General features: G+C 73.5%; 13 protein-coding genes (1 of these 13 cut by a window edge). 1 reads left to right on the forward strand and 12 read right to left on the reverse strand.

Features of this window, described 5'->3' with window-relative positions; translation table 11 throughout:
• The 12 genes from ACFY23_RS25565 to ACFY23_RS25620 all read right to left on the reverse strand — a co-directional run.
• Positions 1-1,974: the 5' portion of a lantibiotic dehydratase gene (locus ACFY23_RS25565; protein ID WP_350676573.1), read on the reverse strand. Its footprint begins 342 nt before the window's first position; the window shows 1,974 of its 2,316 coding nt (coding positions 1-1,974); its start codon is at positions 1,972-1,974; its stop codon lies off the left edge, out of view.
• Entirely contained in the window at positions 1,971-5,471 is a 3,501-nt protein-coding gene (locus ACFY23_RS25570; RefSeq protein ID WP_350676570.1) for an amino acid adenylation domain-containing protein, read from the reverse strand. Before ACFY23_RS25570 ends, ACFY23_RS25565 begins: the two co-directional genes overlap by 4 nt.
• Positions 5,468-7,141, reverse strand: a complete 1,674-nt coding sequence (locus ACFY23_RS25575; protein WP_350676568.1) for a beta-ketoacyl synthase N-terminal-like domain-containing protein — start codon at positions 7,139-7,141, stop codon at positions 5,468-5,470. Before ACFY23_RS25575 ends, ACFY23_RS25570 begins: the two co-directional genes overlap by 4 nt.
• Positions 7,138-9,510: a non-ribosomal peptide synthetase gene (locus ACFY23_RS25580; RefSeq protein ID WP_350676565.1), complete on the reverse strand. Its 2,373-nt coding sequence runs from the start codon at positions 9,508-9,510 to the stop codon at positions 7,138-7,140. Before ACFY23_RS25580 ends, ACFY23_RS25575 begins: the two co-directional genes overlap by 4 nt.
• On the reverse strand, positions 9,504-10,865 hold the full coding sequence (locus ACFY23_RS25585) for a DUF6002 family protein (RefSeq protein ID WP_350676562.1): 1,362 nt from the start codon (positions 10,863-10,865) through the stop codon (positions 9,504-9,506). Before ACFY23_RS25585 ends, ACFY23_RS25580 begins: the two co-directional genes overlap by 7 nt.
• Complete coding sequence (locus tag ACFY23_RS25590; RefSeq protein ID WP_350676560.1) at positions 10,856-12,025, reverse strand: potassium transporter TrkA; 1,170 nt, start codon at positions 12,023-12,025, stop codon at positions 10,856-10,858. Before ACFY23_RS25590 ends, ACFY23_RS25585 begins: the two co-directional genes overlap by 10 nt.
• On the reverse strand, positions 12,006-14,639 hold the full coding sequence (locus ACFY23_RS25595; protein ID WP_350676558.1) for an amino acid adenylation domain-containing protein: 2,634 nt from the start codon (positions 14,637-14,639) through the stop codon (positions 12,006-12,008). Before ACFY23_RS25595 ends, ACFY23_RS25590 begins: the two co-directional genes overlap by 20 nt.
• Positions 14,636-15,643 carry a methyltransferase domain-containing protein gene (locus ACFY23_RS25600; RefSeq protein ID WP_350676556.1) on the reverse strand — a complete coding sequence of 336 codons (1,008 nt, stop codon included), beginning with the start codon at positions 15,641-15,643 and terminating at the stop codon, positions 14,636-14,638. Before ACFY23_RS25600 ends, ACFY23_RS25595 begins: the two co-directional genes overlap by 4 nt.
• Positions 15,644-15,785: 142 nt before the next feature.
• On the reverse strand, positions 15,786-16,577 hold the full coding sequence (locus ACFY23_RS25605; RefSeq protein ID WP_350676553.1) for an alpha/beta fold hydrolase: 792 nt from the start codon (positions 16,575-16,577) through the stop codon (positions 15,786-15,788).
• A 154-nt stretch (positions 16,578-16,731) separates the two neighbouring features.
• Positions 16,732-17,376 (reverse strand): dihydrofolate reductase family protein, encoded by a 645-nt coding sequence (locus ACFY23_RS25610; RefSeq protein ID WP_350676550.1) that lies wholly within the window; start codon positions 17,374-17,376, stop codon positions 16,732-16,734.
• A gap of 242 nt (positions 17,377-17,618) precedes the next feature.
• Positions 17,619-18,644 (reverse strand): glycerophosphodiester phosphodiesterase family protein, encoded by a 1,026-nt coding sequence (locus ACFY23_RS25615; protein WP_350676548.1) that lies wholly within the window; start codon positions 18,642-18,644, stop codon positions 17,619-17,621.
• A 71-nt stretch (positions 18,645-18,715) separates the two neighbouring features.
• Complete coding sequence (locus tag ACFY23_RS25620; RefSeq protein WP_350676545.1) at positions 18,716-19,441, reverse strand: response regulator transcription factor; 726 nt, start codon at positions 19,439-19,441, stop codon at positions 18,716-18,718.
• Positions 19,442-19,476: 35 nt separating this feature from the next.
• On the opposite strand from ACFY23_RS25620, the gene ACFY23_RS25625 reads away from it, so the two are divergent.
• On the forward strand, positions 19,477-20,676 hold the full coding sequence (locus ACFY23_RS25625; protein ID WP_350676543.1) for a histidine kinase: 1,200 nt from the start codon (positions 19,477-19,479) through the stop codon (positions 20,674-20,676).
• The last annotated feature ends 32 nt before the right edge of the window (positions 20,677-20,708 follow it).

A 20,708-nucleotide genomic window follows, 5' to 3' on the forward strand; every position in this document is an offset into this window, starting at 1 on the left:
CGAGGTGCGCCACGTCTCCCGGGCCAGCACCAGTTTGTCCACGGTGACCCGGGGGCTGTGCGGGCGCTCGGTCATCAGCTTGAACGCGTCGGCGGCGTGCACCGCGATCAGGTCGGAGAACACCTCGACCAGCGGCCAGCGGGTGCCGTCGGGCCCGGTCGCCACCACGGCGCCGTTCACGTCGGACACCAGCGCGGCGTTGGCGGGCACGAGCCGGTCCCGCCAGGCACCCGGCGCGTCGGCGAACGCGAGCTGGTGGTCCCCCGGCCCGAACAGCGACGCCGACAACCGGCCACCGACCCGGGGAAATCCGACGGGGTAGAGCGGACGCAGCCGTCCCGAGCCCAGGTCCGCCGCGTACGCGCGCCGCAGCCGGTCCAGGTCGGGATGGCAGTGCGTGAACAGCTCGGCGTTGAACGTCGCGTACGCCGCGTGCAGCTCGCCCAGGACCGCCCCGAACTCGCCGGCGGCCAGCGCCTGCGGCGACTCGGCGAAGATCTGCAGGTCCGGGCTGTGCACCCGGCCCGCACTCCAGCCGGGACTCCTCGCCGGGAAGTGCTCGGCCACCCGAGGCGCCAGCTCGGCCGAGCTGACCTCCAGCCGCGCGGCGTCGGCGGGCAGGTCGGCGAGCCCGAGCACCCGTTCCCAGCGGGAGGCGAATTCGTGCGCGACCCGGTCGACGGGCCGGTCGCCGGGCCCGAACAGCGGACCCTGGGCGAGGAACCACAGGTCGCCGAGCCGGACCGGCCCGTCGCCGCTCAACTCGGCGTACAGGTCGCGCAGCGCGTCGTCGTACGCCGTGGCCAGTTCGGCGGTGAGCCAGCGCGCCGCCTGCAACGCACACGCCAGTGCCGGGGCCAGGGCGTCGAGCAGGCCGGTGCCGATCGTGAACTCGACGTCGCGGGCGGTCTCCTCGTGGCACAGCGCCCGCCCGGCGTAGTTCTGCCCGGCCCGGCGGCGCGGCGGCAGCCCCGTCAGCTCGGTGAACTCGGCATCCAGTGCGGACAGCGCGGCGGCCAACGCGGTGGGGTCGCCGGCGGCGTCGGCGACCCGGGTCCGGGCTCCGGTCAACCGGTCCAGCCCGGCCAGGGCGTTGTCCCGGAGCGCCGGGTCGCCGATGGCGCCGATCCGCTCGCGCAGGCGCGCCTCCGCGGCGAAGCCCTGCGGCAGGTCGAAGTCCCAGCGCAGCAGGCCCCGTTCGGCCAGGTGCGCCAGCAGCAGGAACCCTTCCTCGGCCCGGCGTACGCCGGTCTGCTCGTCGCGGACCAGGTCGTCGACGATCTCCCGCGCGGGGCGGCTGCCGTCGCACCACGTCAGCGCGATCGACTCGGTCAGCGACACCGGCGTCGGGCGTTGGGCGGGCCGGTGCACGACCCGCCCGTCCAGGTGGGCGTGCGGCGCCAGGGCCGGGGGCAGCCACGCCCGCACCAGCGGGTCGGCGGCCAGTCTGTCCGCGTACGCGGACAAGGCCCAGTATTCGAGGTGGACGGCGCGCTGGCGGAGCAGGCCGGGGCCGGGCCTGGTGGTGATGGTGGCCGGGCCGGGTTCGACGGTGCCCCAGCACACCGGCCCGAAGAAGCCGATGGTTTCGCACTTGGCGACGTAGCGCTGCCAGTACCCGGCGACGACGTTCTCCCGGCCCCGGCGGCGGACGTTGCGTGGCCCGTCCGGGCCGTCCTTGACCAGCCCGTCGAGCGCCACCAGGACGTCCGGGTTCTGCCAGGTCACGGCCTCACGGAACAGCGGGTCGGCGGCGAGCTCGCACACCGCCGCCGAGGACGCCCGGGTGGCGTCGGCATACGCGGCGGTGAACGTCGACGCGTCGAGGTCACCGGCGAGGTGACGGTCGGCGGCGTCGGCGCAGTCCGGTGCGGCGAAGCGGTCCAGGCCGTCGGCGGGGAACCCGGCGCTGCGCAGCAGCGCGTCCCGCCAGACCGACCAGCCGGTGTCGCCGAGGGGGACCAGGTGTGTCACGCCGGATCCCCCTCCACGGCGGGCTCACCGGTCGAGCGGCGCCGGGCACGCTGGAGGCGGGTGGCACCGCGTCGCGTGGCTCGTTCCACCGCCGCGTCCTCGGCGCTTTCTCCGGGCGGCTCCGTGGACGCGCGAGCGCCGTCCAGGTGCGTGGCGAGCGTGCGGACGGTCGGATGGCGGAACAGGTCCACCAGCCGCAGGTTCGTGCCGAGCAGCCGGTTGAGCTGCCGCTGTACGACGGCGACGGCCAGTGAGCCACCGCCGACGTCGAAGAAGCTGTCCGTCGCCGCCACCTCTGGCACGCCGAGCACGTTGCACCAGACCGACGCGATCTGGCGTTCGGTGGCGGTGGCCGGGCGCTGGGTGATCGCGCCCGACCGGCCCACGGCCCGCTTCATCCGGGCGGCCCGGGTCACGTCGCCGGGCGTCCCGGCCGGGATGGCCGTCCAGGCGGGCAGCTGTGACACGGGTTGCCGCGGATCGGCGGCTCCGGCCCGCAGCATCTGCTCGACCTCGCCGAGCACGGCCGCCATCAGGTCGGTGCCGTAGATGTCCGGGTTGAAGACGATCTCCACTCGCAGTTGCCCGTCCCGGGTCACGCCGTAGAGGGTGAGGTCGAACGGCGACCCGGGCGCGGCCACCGGCACCGGTTCGCTGCCGAGCCCGGCCAGGTCCAGCTTCGGCTCGTCGAACGTGTACATGTTGAACAGCACCTGCACCAGCGGGCTGCGGTCCAGCAGGCCGCCGAGGCCGAGCCCGCCGACGATGCGTTCCACCGGCGCTTCCGGGTGCGCGAGCGCGGCGAGGAGTTCCTCCCACGCGGCGCGCACATGCTCGGCGAAGCCCGCCTCGGGGGCCTGACGCAGCCGCAGCGGTGCGATCTCGATGAAGAACCCGATCATCCGCTCGAAGTCGGCGGCTCGCCGGTCCACCGTGGGTGTGCCGATCACCAGGTCGGGGTGGCCGGTGCGCCGGGCCAGCACCAACGCGAACGCGGCCAGCACGGCGGCGGCCGGGGTCGCGCCGAGCACGCCGGCGAGTTCGGTGAGGGCGGCCGTCGCGGCCCGGTCCAACCCGGTGGTCACGGTCGCGCTGGTGAAGGTCTGTTCGGCGGGCCGGTCTCGTCCCCCGGGCAGCTCCAGCACGACGGGTACGCCGGTCAGGTGCTCCAGCCACCAGTCCAGGTCCTGCTCGGCGCGTCGCTGGGCACGGTCGGCGCGCCACGCGACGTAGTCGCCGTAGGTGGCGGGCAGTGGCGGCAGCGGCGCCCCGTCGCCGAGCGCGGCGCGGTAGGCGGTGGCGAGGTCGGCGTAGAACAGCGACTGGGACCAGCCGTCGAACACCGCGTGGTGGGCGTAGACGGCCAGCACGTGCTCGTCGGTGCCGGTCCGGATCAGTTCGGCCCGCCACAGCGTGTCGGTGGCCAGCGTGAACGGTGCCGCCGCACCCGCCGCGAGGTGTGTGGCGAGGTCCGTGCCCGGGGCCAGTTCGCGCACGGGCAACGGCACCGGCGCGGGCGGGTCGGCCACGGCGTACGGGACGCCGTCGGTGTCCGGGATGCGCCAGCGCAGGATCTGCTGGCGGTCCGCGACGGCGGTGAGCGCCGTGGCCAGGGCCGCGACGTCGAGGGGGCCGGTGAGCCGTTCGGCGAAGGCGACGTTGTAGGCCGACGCGGCGGCGAGGAAGTAGCGGTCGAGGAACCACAGCCGCTGCTGCGCCGGAGACAGGGCCGGTGGACGGCCCCGGGTGACGGTGGCCGGGCTGGCCTCGGCGGCGGCGTCGGCGCGGGCGGCGATGCCGCGCAGCGTACGCCCGAGCAGCACGTCCTCGATCGCGATGTCGCGGCCCAGCCGCTCCCGCAGGTCGGCGACCAGCCGCATCGCGGTGATCGAGTGTCCGCCGTGGTCGTAGAAGTCGGCGTCGCGGCCGGCGGCCGGCTCGTCCAGCAGCACCGCCCAGGCCTGCGCGATCAGGCGCTCGGTGTCGGTGGCCGGTGCCTCGCCCTGCGGTGCCGGGGCGGGTTCGGCGGCGGTGAGTGCGGCCAGCCGCTCGGTGTCGATCTTGCCGTTGATGGTGATCGGCAGCGCGGCCATGGTGAACATCCGCGCCGGGACGGCCGCGGCCGGCAGCAGCCGCGCACAGTAGGCGCGCAGGTGCGCCACGTCGAGGCCGGTCGCCACGTACGCGACGAGTTCCTGGCCGCCGGGGCCGCCGCGCGCCTGGACGCTGGCGTTGTCGACCTCAGGGTGGCGGCGCAGCACCGCCTCCACCTCGCCCAGCTCGATCCGCTGTCCCCGGATCTTGACCTGCCGGTCGGCCCGGCCGAGGAATTCCAGGCTCCCGTCCGGCAGCCATCGGGCCAGGTCACCGGTGCGGTAGAGCCGCTGCCCGGGCTGTGCGGTGAACGGATCCGGGATGAACCGTTCCGCCGTGCGCGCGGCGTCGAACAGGTACCCGCGGCCGAGCCCCGGCCCACCGGCCAGCACCTCGCCGATCTCACCGGGGCCGACCTCGCGCAGGCTGTCGTCGACGAGGTGGATGCGGTGGTTGGCGGCGGGCTTGCCGATCGGGATGGGCCCGGTCCAGAGGCCGCTGCCCTCGAACCAGGTCACCAGCACCGTCGCCTCGGTCGGGCCGTAGACGCTGATGAACCGGCGGCCCCCCTCGGTCCACCGGCCGACCTGCTCCGGGCCGGTCGCTTCCCCACCGGTCATCACCAGTCGTACGCCGGGCAGCCGGGCCGGGTCCAGCAGCGGCAGGATCGGCGGCGGCAGCACCACGACGTCGACACCCTGCTCGGCGCACACCCGGTAGAGCCGGGTCGGGTCGGCCCGCTCCGCGTCGCCGGCCAGCACGACCGTGCCCCCGGCGGCGAGCGGAGCGAGCAGGTCGGCCACCGACGCGTCGAACCCGATCGAGGCGAAGGCCAGGCACCGGGTCTCCTCGCCGAAGTCGGCGAAGTCCGCGATGTTGACGACCTTCTCGGTCAGCGCCCGGTGCTCGATCACCGCACCCTTGGGCTGCCCGGTCGACCCCGACGTGAACATCGCGTACGCCGTGGTGGACAGCGTCGCGGACGTCGGCTGCCAGGGCGCCGTTTCGGCTGGTACGCCCAACACGGTCAGGTCGCCGAAGGCTTCGGCGGCGGTGGGCGTACCCACGATGACGTGAAGGCGAGCCTCGGCGGACAGTTCGCGCAACCGCTGCGGCGGCAGCGCCGGGTCGAGCGGGACATACCCCGCGCCCGCGGCCTGCACGCCGAGCAGGGCGACCACCAGGTCCGGACGGCGATCCACGCAGACACCGACGAGGTCGTCCGGGGCGATGCCGTGAGCGCGCAGCAACGCGGCGAGGGCGCTGGCCCGGCCGACAAGTTCGCCGTAGCTCAGTGTCAGGTCACCCTGCACGACCGCGGGCGCGTGGGGACGCCGCTGGGCGTGCCCGGCGATCAGGTCGGGCAGGCACAGCTCGGGATAGGGCAGGTGGGGGCCGTTCATCGCCCGGCCTCGATCCAGTGTCTGGTCCGCTGGAACGGATAGCCGGGCAACCGCACCCGCCGCCCCCGCACCACGGGCAGGTCGTCGCCGTCCAGCCAGGAGCGCGCAGCGGCGTCGTCGGCCACCGGTCCACCCTGCGCGAGCGCGGTCAGCTGCCCCACCGCCTCCCCGGCGTCGGCGCACCCGACCGCACCCCGGTACCCCAGCCGCCGCCGTCCCACCGCTAGCGTGTGCGCCACATCCGCCACGGCGAGGTCACCCACGGCCAGCCGCTCGGCCAGCCGCCGGGCCAGCTCCCGCAGCGCCGCCGGGCTCCCCGCCGACAGCCCCAGCACCACCCGATCATGACGTCCACGCTCGCCGCCGGAACTGTCCGACTCGTCATGGTCGTTCGCACCGGGCGCCTGCTCCACCAGCACGTGCGCGTTGGTGCCGCCGAGGCCGAACGAGCTGACCCCGGCCCGCCGCTGTCCGGTCCACGGTCGGGTCTGCGCGCTGACCTCGGCACCCGCCGCGGCCAGGTCGATGTCGGCGTGCGCGCCGGTGAAGTGGGCCGTCCCCGGCACCTGTCCGGTCTGGACGGCGTACACGGCCTTGATCAGGGAGATCACGCCGGCGGCGGCGTCCAGGTTACCGAGGTTGCCCTTCACCGAGCCGAGCAGCAGCGGGCCGCGGCTGCCCCGGCGTGCCCGGGTCAGGGCGTCGACCTCGATCGCGTCCCCCACCGGGGTGCCGGTGCCGTGACCCTCCAGATAGCCCACGTCGGCCGGGTCCCAGCCCACCGACGCCAGCGCCTCCGCCAGCACCGCCGCCTGCCCCGCCACGCCCGGTACCGTGAAGCCGGGCCGGTCGGCGCCGTCGTTGTTCACGGCCCAGCCCGGGAGAACGGCGTAGACGTTGTCGCCGTCGGCACGCGCCTCGGCGAGGCGCTTGAGCACCACCGCACCGGCGCCGTTGCCGAACACCTGCCCGGTCGCGGCCGCGTCGTAGGGACGGCACACCCCGTCCGTGGCCAGCAGGCCGCCCGGCCGCAGGCGGTAACCGGCCTGCCGGGTCGAGACCACCGCCGAGCCACCCGCGATCGCCACGTCGCAGCGGTAGTCCAGCAGGCTCTGCGCCGCCTGGCACACCGCGACCAGCGATGTCGAGCAGGCGGTCTGGATCGCCACGGCCGGTCCCGCCAGCCCCAGCGCGTACGCGGTGCGGGTCGGCAGGTAGTCGCAGCTCGAGCCGGTCAGCGCGTCGTCCCAGTCCTCGGCCAGGCCACCGAAGCCGGGCTTCAGAGCGGGATTGCCCAGCAGGTGATGGTGCAGGTAGCGGTTGGGGCCGCACCCGGCGAACACGCCGACCTGGGCCGGGTCGCGGTCGGGATCGATTCCGGCGTCCTCCAGGGCGCGCCAGGCGACCTCGAGGAACAGCCGGTGCTGCGGATCGAGCAGCGCCGCCAGCTCGGCGGGATAGCCGAACAGGTCCGCGTCGAAACCGTCCAGGTCGTCGAGCCGCCCGAACACCGGCACCCAGTCGGGGTCGGTGGGCGCACCCTCGGCAGCGGTCAACCGACGCACCGAGTCCACCCCGGACAGCAGGTTCCGCCACATGGCGGGGGCGTCGTCCGCCCCGGGCACCCGGCAGGACAGGCCCACCACCGCGATCTGGTCGTCCTCGCTCACGCCTCACCCTTCCCGCCGCCGCCCCGCGCGGCTCTGCGCTGCGCCATCCGGTGCCCGACTGCCGCCAGACGACCATCCGCCGGTACGCCGTCAGCGCCCGCCGCCACCCCCAGGTGTGCCGCCAGCGCCGCCACCGTCGGAAACTCCACCAGCCGGGCCAGCGGCACCCGCCGGCCGAGGCGTTCCTCCAGGTGCCGCTGCACCAGGGCGAGCTGGAGCGAATGCCCGCCCAACTCGAAGAAGCTCACCTGGCGGTCCACGGCGGGCAGTCCCAGCGCCGCGCACCAGCCCGCCGCGATCGTCTCCTCGACCGGCCCCGACGGCGGCCCGCCAGCCCCCGCGACGGTTCGCGCGGCCTCGGCATCCGGGTCGGGCAGGGCGGCCTGGTCGAGCTTGCCGGTCGGGCCCATCGGCAGCTCCGCCACCGCCACCACGGCACGGGGCACCATGAAGTCCGGCAGCACCGCCGCCAACTGCCGCCGCAGCCGTCCCGGCTCGACGCTCGCCCCCGTGGCCGGGACCGCGTACGCGATGATCTCGTGCTCGCCGGTGCCGGACGCGGCCGCGCTGCGCCGAGCCACCACGGCCGCCTGGCCCACCCCGGGCAGCCCGGCCAGGTGGGCTTCGATCTCGCCCAGCTCCACCCGATAGCCGCGGATCTTCACCATCCGGTCGCTGCGGCTCAGGTACACCAGCATCCCGTCGGGCAGCCGCCGCGCGATGTCCCCGGTGCGGTACGCCCGCACTCCGCCGTGCTCGACGAACCGGGCCGCCGTGAGCTCCGGCAGGCCGAGGTACCCCAGCGCGACGTGCGGTGTACGCACGATCACCTCGCCGGTCAGGCAGGTCGGACGCCCGGCCGGGTCGGCCAGCAGCACCTCGATGCCCGGCAGCGGGTGCCCGATCGGCACGACGGCCTGCTCCAGCTCCGCACCGGGCGGCAGGTGGTGCTGCGCGGCGAAGCTGATCTCGGTGGTGCCGTACCCGTTGACGAACACCACACCGGGCGCGAACGACCGCCGGGCCAGCGCCACGTCGTGCCTGGTCACCTCCTCGCCGCCGAGCACGACGGCGCGGATCGACGGCAGCCGCCCGCCCTCGCCCAGGCTCGCCACCACGTACCGGTAGACGGTCGGAGTGGAGTGGTAGATCGTGACGCCCCGGTCGGCGAGGGCGCTGGTCAGGTGGCCGAGGCCGTGTGCGCGAACGTCGACGGGGACGGCGGCGGCGCCGGACAGCAGGGCACTGAACGTGTCGGTGACCGCCATGTCGTAGCCGAACGAGGTGAGCACGCTGGTGCGGTCGTCCGGCCGGATGGCGAAGTTGCGCACGTGATTGCGTACGCCGAACAGCACGTTGCGGTGGCTCTGCACCACACCCTTCGGCTTCCCGGTCGACCCGGAGGTGTAGAGCACGTACGCCGGGTCGTCCGGCCGCGCGAGCCCCCGCAGCACCGCCAGGTCGGCCTGGGATGTGCCCGGCTGGAGGCGCACGATCGGCAGCTCCGGCAGCCCGGCTTCGGCGGCCAGCGTGGCGGCGAGCCGCGCGTGCTCGGGGTCGGTGACGATGGCCCGTACCCCGGCATCACGCAGCATCCCGGCCAGCCGGACCGCCGGGAACACGGTGTCCAGCGGCACGTACGCCGACCCCGACGCCAGCACCGCCAGGATGCCGGTGACCGTGGCGACGCCATGACGGCACAGCACCCCGACCGGCGCGGGCGGCGCTCCGACGTTGCCCGGATCAGCCAGGGCCACGGCGGTCGCGGCCACGGCGGCACCGAGCTCGCGGTAGGTCACGGTCGCGTCGTCCGCCAGCACCGCCACCCGCTCCGGGTACGCGGCGACGACCGATGCGAACGCGGCCGTGATCGTGTCACCACGTACGCCGTCGGCTTCGGTGCCGTCGCCACCGTGCAGCCGGGCCAGTTGTGGTGCCGGGCGTCGCTCGTAGCGGGCCGACGACAACACGTCAGCCGACGACGCGGCCGGGTCCAGCGCGGACAGGAACTCGGCCAGGTCGGCGCACAGGTCGTCGGCGTAGTCACCAGGCAGCCCCGACAGGACGCCATCGCTCAGGTCAGGGCCCAATCGGACGCTGGCGTCGGCGACGGCACCCTGCGGTGCCGGGCGCACCGACCGCCACAGCTCGCGGATCGGGGCGTCGGCGGTCAGGTCCAGCGCCACCAGGTCGTCGCCGTGCCGCAGCGTCACGACCTGGGCGCCGGTGTACCGGCGTACCAGCAGGGCGGTCGCGGTGAGGACCACCGCAGCCGGGGTGACCCCGGCGGCGTGGGCCTGCGCGGCAAGCCAGGCAGCCCGCTCGGGTGAGAGGCCGAGCGGGCGGTCGGAGTACGCCAGGCTCACCATGTGTTGAGGACGGCGGCCGCGACGTCGGCGACCGTGGACACCTCGGCGTCCGCCTCGGCGACGGGGAAGTCGTTGGAGTAGCTCCCGGTGCCGTGCACCACGATGTCGTGCCCGGCCGGCACCAGGCCGCGGTCGATGGCGTTGCAGACACCGGTCAGCGCCATCACGATCGACCACTCCCGCAGCCGCTCGGGGTCGGCGGGCAGCTTGAGCCCGGCGTTGGCCAGCCACTCCCGGGCCACCGGATAGCGCTGGGCGCATTCGCGCCGCGACACGACGATGCCGTCGCCGCCGTGCCGCTCGATCAACGCGTTCATCGCCGGGGAGGTCACCGGGCGGTGGGTGTAGAAGGTGGGGTCGAGCACCTCGGCCGGGTCATCGGTGACGGCCGGGAAGCGCGCGTCCTTGTCCTGCGTCCAGGCGCCCACGCCCTCGTCCAGCGTGTAGGCCGGGCAGTTGTCCCGCTCGAACGAACCGTGGCGCAGGCTGAGCACCATGTCGGGCGTACCGAGGTGCTGCACGAGCAGGAAGCCGGGGCGGTCGGCCCGGCTGGCCTTGCCCGCCGCCTCGAGCACGTCGCGGCCCAGGTTGTAGCCGAGCAGGCCGAAAGCGCTGGAGACGGCGTGCGCGTGCCAGCGCGGGCGGGCAGCGCCGGCCGGGGCCACGTCAGCCTCGAAGGCGGCCCGGGCGGCGTCCGCGACCAGGTAGTTCTTCAGGTCCAGGCTGTACCACAGCGTGACGCCGTGCTTGTCGTACATCGTGGCGGCGTGCTCGTCGACGAACGCGCGGCCGAGCGCCTTCACACCCTCCGGGTCGCTGCCGGTGTACCGCAGCAGCGGGTTCACCCGGCGCGACCGCGGGTCGGCGGCCAGCGCGTCGTGGCGGAACTTGTGCCGGGTCGACTGCGGTGCCAGCACCACGATGGACAGCTGCTCCGGCGTCACCAGCCCGGCCGCGTAGGCGCGGGCCACCGAGTCGCGCAGTGCGACCCCCTTGTTGCCGGAGGTCGGTGTGAAGATGCACAGCCGGGTCCCGGTGCGCCGGACGTGTTCCACCGCGCGGGCGACGATCACCATCGACGCGAACGTCTTGGTGGTCTGGGTGCCCGGGTTCGCTGTCAGGTCGAGCAGCTGGAGGTGGTGCCCGCCGTACTCGCCCAGCCGGGACCAGCTCGCGGTGGCAGCGGCGTAGTACTCGCGCACCGCCGGGGTCAGCTCGGGCAGCTCGAAGCCGGGCGCGAAGCCGGGAGTCCCGGCAGGGCCGCCCGCGACGGCGCCGCACCGATCCACCGCCGAAGCGATGACGTCGTAGTAGTCGGTGATCAGGTTGCGTGTGGTCGGGGCGGTCACGGGCATCGGGGTTCCTCCAACACACGAGGCGCCGGCGCCGGCGGCACCGTTCGCAGATGGTCGCGCAGGGCGATGAACCGAGCAAAGACCTCAGGCAGCTCGGTCACGTGCCAGCCCTCGGCCAGGTCCGGCTGGTACGCCGACAGCGCCGCCCGGGCACGCTCCGGATAGCGCACGTGGCCGTCGCTGACCTCGACGCCGTCGCGGTGCCCGGCGGCGGTGTTCCAGGCGACGGCCTGCGCCGCGCTCACCTCGGGCGGCAGCCGCAGCTGGGCCCGGCCACCGCTGAGCCGGACCGGATAGCCGCCCGGCAGCCCCAGCGGCCCGGGCAGGCTCGCCACGACCTCACCGGCGTCGGCGGCGAGCCCCGCCACCAGGGCGGCGGCGGCATGCCCGGCCAGCGCGTTCAGCTCCGGCCGGGGCAGGGCCCGGTAGCCGGCCAGCAGCCCGGTGACGTCCGGAACGGGCAGGCCGTCCAGCCAGGCGCGTACCTCGGCGGTGTCGTCCCCCGTGCTGTCCGGGCCGGGCGCGGCGAGGTGGGCATGGTGGCCGAGCACGGCCAGCCGCCGCGGCCCGGGACGGCCCAGCGCGGCGTCCAGACACGCGGCCAGGGTCGCCACGTTGCCGATGCCGCACAGCACGGGCAGATTCAGCGCTGCCAGCAGCGGGTTGACCGCGTCCGGGAAGCAGCCGTTGACCAGCAACGCGTCCGGTGCGCCGCTGGCCAGCGCGGCGGCCAGCCGGGACACCAGCTCGGCCTGCAACGCCAGCGTCACCCCGAAGCCGGCTGTGGCGACCAGCTCCGTCCAGGCCGACGGCGCGTGCACCCGCTCGTACGGCGACTGGGTCGACGCGGCGCAGACCAGCACGTCAGGGCGGAGCCGGGCCATCGACGCGGCGTCGGCGGCGTACCCGTCGCCGGGGTCGGTGAACGGTTCGGAGGTGAACGGCTGGGCGGTGAAGGTGACCCCGGTCCCGGCGACCGTGGCACGCACCTGCGCGCCCCGGGCCGCGCCGACTGCCGCGGTCAGGTCGCGGGCCAGCACGGTCACGCGTACCCGTTGGGGGGTTTGGATCGAGGCCAGGGATTCGCACAGCGAGCGGGCGAGCTGGCCGCTGCCCACCACGACGACGTGCCGCGGCGCGTCACCGAGGGGGGCTGACATCGCGTCTCGCGTCCGTGACCCGGGCCAACCAGTCGGCGAAGGACCCGGCGCGCAGGCAGCTCGCCGGGGACACCTCGACGTCGGCCATCTCGCGCACCCGGTGCGCCACCCGCAGCGCGGTCAGCGAGTGCCCGCCGAGGGCGAGGAAGTTGTCGTCGTCGTGGACGGCATCGACGCCGAGCGTGACCCGCCACGCCTCGCGCAGCCGGTCGGCGAGGGCATTGCCCTGCTCCGGGGCCGCTTCCGCGTGCCGCCGGGGTGGCGGCGGCAGTTCCAGCCGGGCCACCTTGCCGTTGGGCAGGCGGGGCAAGCTGTCGACGAGGACGAGCTGGTCCGGGTGCATCGCGGGCGGCAGCACCGACGCCAGGTAGCCCTGGAGCAGCCCGGTCGTCAGCAGCTGGTCGGCGGGCTCGTCCCAGGGCGAGGCCGCCGGCGGCTGATCCTGCGGCCGCATCGCGTAGACGTAGCTGACATCGGCGTCCGCGCCGACGTTCCAGTCACCGATCTCGTGCACCTCGAACCCGGCCGCCGACAGCAGCTCACGCACCTGCGGCGCGGTCACACTGCTGCGCTCGACCTCCAGGCACACCTGGACGATGCGGGGCCAGTGCTCCGGGCGCAGGCCGCGCAGGACACTCAGCTCGGCGCCCTCGGTGTTGACCTTCAGCAGGTCGACGCGGTCCAGCCCGAACCGGTCCAGCAGCTCGGACAGGGTCACCGTCGGCACCACGTGCGCCACCGGGGTCAGGCGGCGGTGCGCGTCGGCCAGCAGCGCGGCCTGCTCGGCCTCGTCGGCGTCGCCGCCACCCTGCCGGTAGTGCGACCGGACCAGGTCCGAGGCGGCGTCGGCCCGGTCGGCGCCCAGGCCGGACAGGTAGCTCAGCTCGGGAAACGAGATCAGCTCGGCCGTGCCCGCCACATCGGTCACCGCGGCCTCGATGATGGACGCGGACTCGGCGTAGAGGCTGAGGTTGGCCCGAAGGTAGGGCACCGTGTCCGGGTTCGGCTCGACCGCGATCAGGTGCACGTCGCGCGCCTGCCGGGTCGCCCACAGCGAGAACAGGCCGATGTTGGCGCCGACATCGACAACGACCGCACCGTCACCGAGGCGTACGCCGAACCGCGCATACTCCGCGTGGTCGAAGATCTGCCGGTAGAGGAAGACCGCCTCGTCCGGCGACGCCGCCGTCACCGCCATGCCGTTGGGCAGCCGGAACCGGGGCAGCCCGCCGATCGTCGGGGCCCGCCGTGGCTGCGGCACCACGTACCCGACCAGACGCGTCCCGGAATCCTCGTCGGGCACGGCCACGACCACCGCGTCGTGCACGGCGGGATGCTTGCGCAGCACCGCGGCGACCTCGCCCGGCTCCACCCGGATGCCCCGGATCTTGACCTGGTCGTCGACCCGGCCCCGGAACTCCAGGAAACCCTCCGGCGCGACCCGCACCAGGTCACCGGTGCGGTAGAGCCGGGCACCCGGCTGTGCCGGATCGGGCCGGAAACGTTCCGCTGTCCGCTCGTCGTCGCGCAGGTAGCCCAGGCCGACGGCGACCCCGCCGATCCACAGCTCACCGGTCTCGCCGTCGGCGACCGGCCGGAACTCCTCGTCCAGCACCCGCGCCGACACCCCGCCGATGATCCGGCCGACCGGGGCGATGCTGCCCGCGTACGCCTCGGAGCAGTCCCAGTAGGACACGTTGATCGAGGTCTCGCTCGGGCCGTACCCGTTGAACAGCCCGCACGGCAGCGCCTCCCGCAACCGCCGGACGAGCTGCATGTCCAGCGCCTCACCGCCGCACAGCACCCGCCGCAACGTGACGCATCCGGCGAGTTCCGGCTCGTCGAGCACGTGCCGCAGCATGGTCGGCACGAAATGCGCGGTGGTGACGGCTTCCCGCTGGATCAGCCGGACCAGGCCGAGACTGTCGAATTGCAGGCCCGGCCCCGCGATGACCACGGTGCCACCCGCGATGAGCGGAGAGAAGATCTCGTGCACCGACGCGTCGAACCCGATCGACGCCTTGTGCAGCACCCGGTCGTCGGCGGCGAACCCGAACCAGTCGTGGCCCCAGGCCAGCCGGTTGACCAGCCCGGCGTGGTGCAGCACGACACCCTTCGGCTGGCCGGTGGAGCCCGAGGTGAACAACACCAGTGCGGCCTGCTCCCCCGGCGGCAGCCAGCCCGCGCGGTCCCGCAGATCGGTCCCCGCCACCACCTTGGCGGTACGCACGTCGCGCCAGCCCGTGCCCGCCGGCGCGGCGACGGTGGCGGGCCGGTCCGCGTACAGGACGAGCCGGGGTGCGGCTATGGCGAGCATCTGCTCGGCCCGGCCGGAGGGCAGCTCGGGATCGACCGGCACCGCGACCGCGCCCACCGCGAGCGTCGCCAGCAGCGACGTCACGTAGTCGGCGGACCGGTGCAGGTAGAGGCCGACCAGGTCACCCGGCCTGATTCCGGCCCGGCGCAGCAGTTCGGCCGTCGCGCCGATCCGCTCCCACAGCTGTGCGTAGCTCAGATCCCCGTCGGGGGCGACGATCGCGGGCCGGTCGGCGTCGGCACCCGAGGGCCGGTGCACCAGATCGAGCAGGTAGCGCGGGCTGGACATGGAGGTCATGCCGTCCTGGTCGCGACCGCGACGATCGCCATCCGGGGCACCTCGACGACGAACTGCCCGTCGGCCCGGTAGACCACCGGCCGCGCCGGGATGCCGTCACTGCCACCGAGCGCGGCCAGGTAGCCGGTGTGGTCGAAGTGGTGCGTCAGTAACCGCCACACCTCGTCATCGCTCAGCGTCGCAAAAAACTCCCGTACGCCGTACATGTCGCCGACATAGTCGCGAATCCGAGCGTACGCGGATTGTGCGGTGTCGGCGCGCACGATCAGCGGGTCATAGAGGTCGACGATGCGCACCGGCAGATCGACCTGGGCGAACAGGCTGGTCAGTTCCGCCCGGCTGAAATGGTGGTAGTCGTGGCCGCCGGAGGCGTGCGAATGCACCACCTCACTGAAGAATCCGGCCATCGGGCTCGACTCGTCGAAGTCGTGCAGCACGATCCGGCCACCGGGGCGGACCGCCCGGGCCGCCTCCGCCACCGCCAGCGGCCGCTGGTGTGCCGGGATGTGATGCGTTCCGTAGGCGAGCAGCACCGCATCCAGGCTGGCGTCGCGCAGAAACAAGAAGTGCGCGGCCTGGCGTACGGCGGGCAGGCCGTGCGCGAGCGCCCTGTCGACCATGTGGCCGGACAGGTCGCCGGTGATGAACGCCAGCTTGGACTCGAAACAGGCGGACTGGCTGCTCGCCGCGCGCGCCACGGTGCCGTCGCCGCCGAGCACGTCCAGGATGAGGGTGACCGGCTCGGATCCGGCCGGAGCGGCCAGCTCCAGCAGCTGCCGCATCCCGGTCCAGCGCACCAGGGCGTCACGCTGGGCCCGGCGATAGGAGTCGCCCCGACCGGTGGAGTCGGTGTCGAACTCGCTCACCGTGGCGGCCAGCGCCGCCAGCGCCGCAGCGGCACCCGGGCGCTCGAAGTCAAGCACCTCGCGTAGCTGGGGGTGGACGGTCGCCACCGCGTGCAGGTACTCCCGCAGATTCAAAGACGGCAAGTACGACGAGCTCATGAGCACCTCGGCGCACGCAACGGTTTGCCGCCTCGTCAGCGACGTCCCTTGATGAACGGATGGCGAACTGTAGCACCGCGTCTCGCCGGCCCGCCAGGTCGAACACCCGACACAATGGAAGCCCCGATGTGGTCGAGAGTCCTTACACGTCCTTTGTCGATGATTGCGCCACAGCGGTGTGACCGGCGACAATGCGACGCATAAGGTCCAAGATTTCCGACTGGTAGTCAGTCAGGAAGAAATGCCCGCCGGCGAACACATGTCGCTGCGGCGGGGCCGCGCATTCCAGCGCCCACCCGGCCGCCCGGTCCAGGTCTACGTGCTCGTCCCCGTCGCCGAGCAGCACGTGCACCGGCAGCTCCAGCGGCGGCTCGGCCCGATAGGCGTACCGCTCGGACAGGGCGAAGTCGGCCCGGATGCCCGGCAGGATGATCTCCATCATCTCCCGGTCCGCCAGCAATCCGGCCGGGGTGGCCCCGAAGTCGCGCAACGCCTCGATCAGGCCGGCGTCGTCGAGTTCGTGACAGCGTCGCTTGATCAGTCGGGTCTGCGGCGCCTCGGCCCCGCTGACCAGCAGCGCCAGCGGATCGGGCGCGCTCCGGCGGCGCAGCTCCCGGGTCACCTCGAACGCCACCAGCGCACCCAGGCTGTGCCCGAACAGCAGGAACGGCCCCGACGCCCGCTCGATGACCGCCGTCGTCAGCTGATCCACCAGCTCCGTCACGTCGTCGACGGGCGGCTCGTGCATCCGGATCCCCCTGGCCGGCATCAGCGCGACCTGCAACGACAGCTCCGGCTCAGCCATCGCCTGCCACTCCATGAACGACGCGGCGATGCCACCGGCGTACGGGAAGACGAAGACCTGCGCATCGCCGGTGGACTGCGCCACCGGCCCGAACCAGCGGCTCGCGCCGCCCGCACTTCCCAGGGACATGACCGCGAGCATAGGTCAACCAAGGAGCGGAGCCGCCCAGGCTGCGGCCCCGCCCGGCTCCGCAAGCTTCCCCCAGCCCGGCCAGCGGTACGCGCACGCCGGAAAGCCGCATGCAGTGCCACAGGCTGGCCTCATTCGGAGGCGCGGGGCGACTTCAGTCGTCGCGCCCGACACCGCGATCGGGTGCGCTCATGTCCCCCGTCCCGGGCGTGCCGTCGGCGAGCCCGTAACGCAGGTACACGGTGCCCTTCGGACCGGCCACCGGCGGTTCGAGGAGCGTGACGTTCGTGGGCACCGCGCCACCGTCGAACACCTTCTTCCCGACGCCGAGCACGATCGGGTGCACCCAGAGGTCGAGACGGTCGAAGAGCTTCTCGCGCAGGAGGGTCTGCACCAGGTTCAGGCTCCCCACGACCTTCACGTGCTCGTGCCGGTCACGGATCTCGCGCACCGCGCCGGCCAGGTCCGGGCCGAGCTGCGCGGACCCGGCCCATGAGAGGTCGGGCCGGCCGCGGGAGGCCACGTACTTCGGGACGCTGTTGAAGAGCGTGGCGATCTCCTTGTCCTCGCCGCCCTCCTGGTACGGCCAGTAGGCGGCGAAGATGTCATACGTCCGCCGCCCGAGCAGGAGGGCGTCCGTGCCCTCGTACGCGGCACCGATCTGCGCCCCGGCGACCTCGTCCAGCAGCGGCGCCTGCCAGCCGCCGAACGGGAACCCCACCGGGTCCTCGTCGGGGCCGCCGGGCGACTGCCCGACGAGGTCGAGGGTTGCGAACAGCTCGATGTGGATGAGGCCCATGCCGTACTCCCGATGAGTTGGTCGTCTCGGTCGGGAGGTAACCCGTGGGCGCCGGCAGGCTCATCGCTGCGACGGCACCCGGCTTCGACTCGTCGACCGCCTCGCCCCGGTGCATCGGTCACCACCCCGTCCCGCGGGGCTCGGACTCGCCCCTCACCATGTTCCTCAACAACAGCGGACCGCGCACCCCGCCGCGCGAGCCAGCCCACCGACACTTTTCCTGGTCGCCGGCCATCTGCCGGTCAGTTCCGGTCGCGTAGCGGCGCCACCCGGTCTACCCGGTTGGTCCAGACCACCCCGGTGTATCCGGCCGGGAGGCGTTTCCAGTCGTCGGCGCTGTCGAAGCCCTCGGAGAAACCGCCATCACCGGCGACGATGACGACTCGGCTGTTGTGCTTGGTCATCCGGTCGACGAACTTGTTCGGCCAGCCCCACAGCCATGGGCCGTACGTCTCGGGGATGTGCAACTGGCGGTTCCGGCAGGCCGCCGGTACGTGACCGGTCGCGCCGACCGCGATGTAGCGGTACAGGCAGTCTTTGAGGGTGGCCATCGACAGCACCCGCACCTGCGGCAGCCGGGCCGCCAGCGCGGCGATGGGTGCGTCACCGCCGTACACGGTGATCGTTTTGAGCCGCTCGGTGGGTAACGTGGCCAGGTAGTCGGCTAGTCGTTCCCCCTCGACCGGGTCGCCGCTCTTGACGTCGATCAGTAGTTCCCGGTCGGGGAAGGCGCCGATGACCCCGTCGATGGTGGGCATCAGACCGACGCCCTTGCCGCGGAACGGGAACGTGGCGCCGCCGTCGGGGGTGTAGTTGTAGCCGATGTCCAGGCGGCGCAGCTCGGCGAGGGTGTGGTCGCGGATCTTGCCGGTCCCGTCGGTCCGGCACTCCAGCAGGTGGTCGTGGAAGACCACCAGTCGATCGTCCCTGGTGAGTTGGATATCGAACTCGACGATGTCGGCGCCCGCGTCGAAAGCGGCCCGCATCGACGTGATCGTGTTCTCCAGGTACGGGTGCTCGGGCGGGTGGATGCGCTCCGCGGTGCAGGTGTCGCCGGTCATCCCGTCGAATCCGAAGGTCTGGGCCAGCCCTCGGTGCGCCAGCAGCGTCGGGCGGGCTCCGTCGGTGTCGGTCAGCAGGTTGGTGTTGTTGATGTAGCAGGAGGCGGTCAAGACCAGTACGCCGACCAGCAGGCCGCGCAGGATCCGTCGCCGACGGGAGGCGGGGCGAGGATGGGTCGGATCGGACGGGGACACGGTGCTCCTCACGGATCAGCGATGGACCCGGTCAGCATTGCGCTCCCCAGCCGTCTCCAGAACCGGCAAAGGACATAGCCGGTCTACGTCTTTTGGGCCGGCCCTCGGGCGTGGGTCCAGCCGCCGACTTGGTCCGGCAGGTCCCGGGCCAGCAGGGCGGCTTGGGTACGGCTGGTCACGCCCAGTTTCGCCAGCACGCTGCTGACGTGCGTCTTCACCGTCCGCTCGGCCAGGTGCAGGACGCGGGCGATCTCCTGGTTCGCCAGCCCCTGGCCGAGCAGGTCGAGGATCTCGCGTTCCCGGGCGGTGAGCGAGGCGACCCGGGCGGCGGGCGAGTCCGCGCCGCGTCCCGCCGTACCGTCCGTAGTGGTCGCCGCGGCGGGGCGGCGCTGCGGCCAGAGCGCCTGCGTGACCGAGGAGCTGAGCGCGGTGACCCCCGCGTACGCGCCCCGGATGGCGGCGGCCAGCTCGTCCCCGGTGGCGTCTTTCAGCACGAAGCCGTCCGCCCCGGCGGCCAGCGCCCGTTGGATGTCGGTGGCCCGGCCGATGGTGGTCAGCATCAGCACCCGCGCGGCCGGTGCCGGTGCGCGTGACCGAAGCTGGTGCAGCACCTGGACGCCGTCCAGTCCCGGCAGATAGAGATCCAACAGAATCACGTCGGCGGGCTCGTCGGACTGCCGCATCAGGTCAAGCAGGGCCGGACCGTCCGGCAGCACGGCCACCACCTCGATGTCCGGTTGGGCGTCGAGGATCAGGGCCAGCCCTTCCCGGACCAGGGCCTGATCGTCAACGATGGCAAGCCGGATCACCGGCAGATGGTACCGATCCGGCGGAAGGAGACGTGATGCCGGCAGTTGCCCGACAACCCCGGCTGGTCGACCAACTCCGGGACCGGACGACGCGGTGGCTACGGCGCCACTGGCAGCTCGTGGTGGACCTCGCGCTGCCCGCGCTGGCCGCCGGCCTGTTCCTGGCGAGTGGCGTAGCCTCCGGGGGGCCGCTGTCCGTGGTGCTGGCGGTGGAGCAGATCCTTCCGCTGGTGGTCCGGCGAGCTGCCCCGGGGCTGGTGCTGGCCGTGGTGGGGCTGGCCACCTCGGTTCACATGCTCGTCGGTGTGTCCCGCACGATCGGCTACCTGCCCGCGATGCTGGCGCTCTACACGGCGGCGGCCAACGGCCGGTCGGCGGCGGTGCGGTGGGGCCTGTGCGGGGCGGTGACGGTGGGCGTGGCGGTCGCGAGTCTCCCGCACCGGGGCCTGGTCGAGGGCGGGCTGCTGGCTTTCGTGGCCTTCACCGTCGCCTGGTTGGCCGGCGTCGAGCGGGGCAGGCAACTGCGGCAGCGTACGGCGCTGGCGGCGGAGCAGACTCGGCTACGGCTGGAGCGGCGGATCGCGGCGAAGGAGCGCACGGCGGCGCGCGAACGGGAACGCCTGGCACGCCGGCTGCACGACACGCTCGCCCACACCTTGACGGTGATGCTGGTGCAGACCGAGGCGCTGCGGGTCGGCGGTGGACTGGCCGCGCCGCAGCGGGACCGGGTGGAGCGGGTACTCGGCGCGGGACGGGCGGCCCTCGGTGAGATCCGGCAGACGGTCGCCGCCCTCGACCGTCAGGTTGCGGCAGCGACCAGAGACGATCTCACCGAGCGCTTGGACCAGCTGCGTGAGGCCGGGTTGGACGTACCGGATGGGCTGCCGCCGACGCTGGCCGCGCTCCCCGAACCGGTGCTGGTGGTGGCCCATCGGCTGATCGGTGAGGCGGCCACCAACGCGCTGCGCCACGCTGGCCCCGGCACCCGGCTGACGATCCGCGTGGAGCGGGACGCCGAACGCACCCGGTTGTCGGTGCTGAGCACCCGCCCTCCCGACGACGGCCCAGCCCACCCGGAGCCACCACCCGGCGGCACACCCGGATACGGGCTTCGCAGCCTGTCCGCAGACGTCGAGGCGTACGGCGGCACACTCAGCTCCGGCCCCGTGAGCACCAGCCAGTGGCACGTGACCGCCGTGTTTCCCCACGTCAGCGACGCGGAACCGCCCGCCTGACCAGCGGCGCCGTGTACGCCTCGGTCAACCTG

The sequence above is a fragment of the Micromonospora sp. NPDC000121 genome, from assembly GCF_042899165.1.
Taxonomy (GTDB): Bacteria; Actinomycetota; Actinomycetes; order Mycobacteriales; family Micromonosporaceae; genus Micromonospora.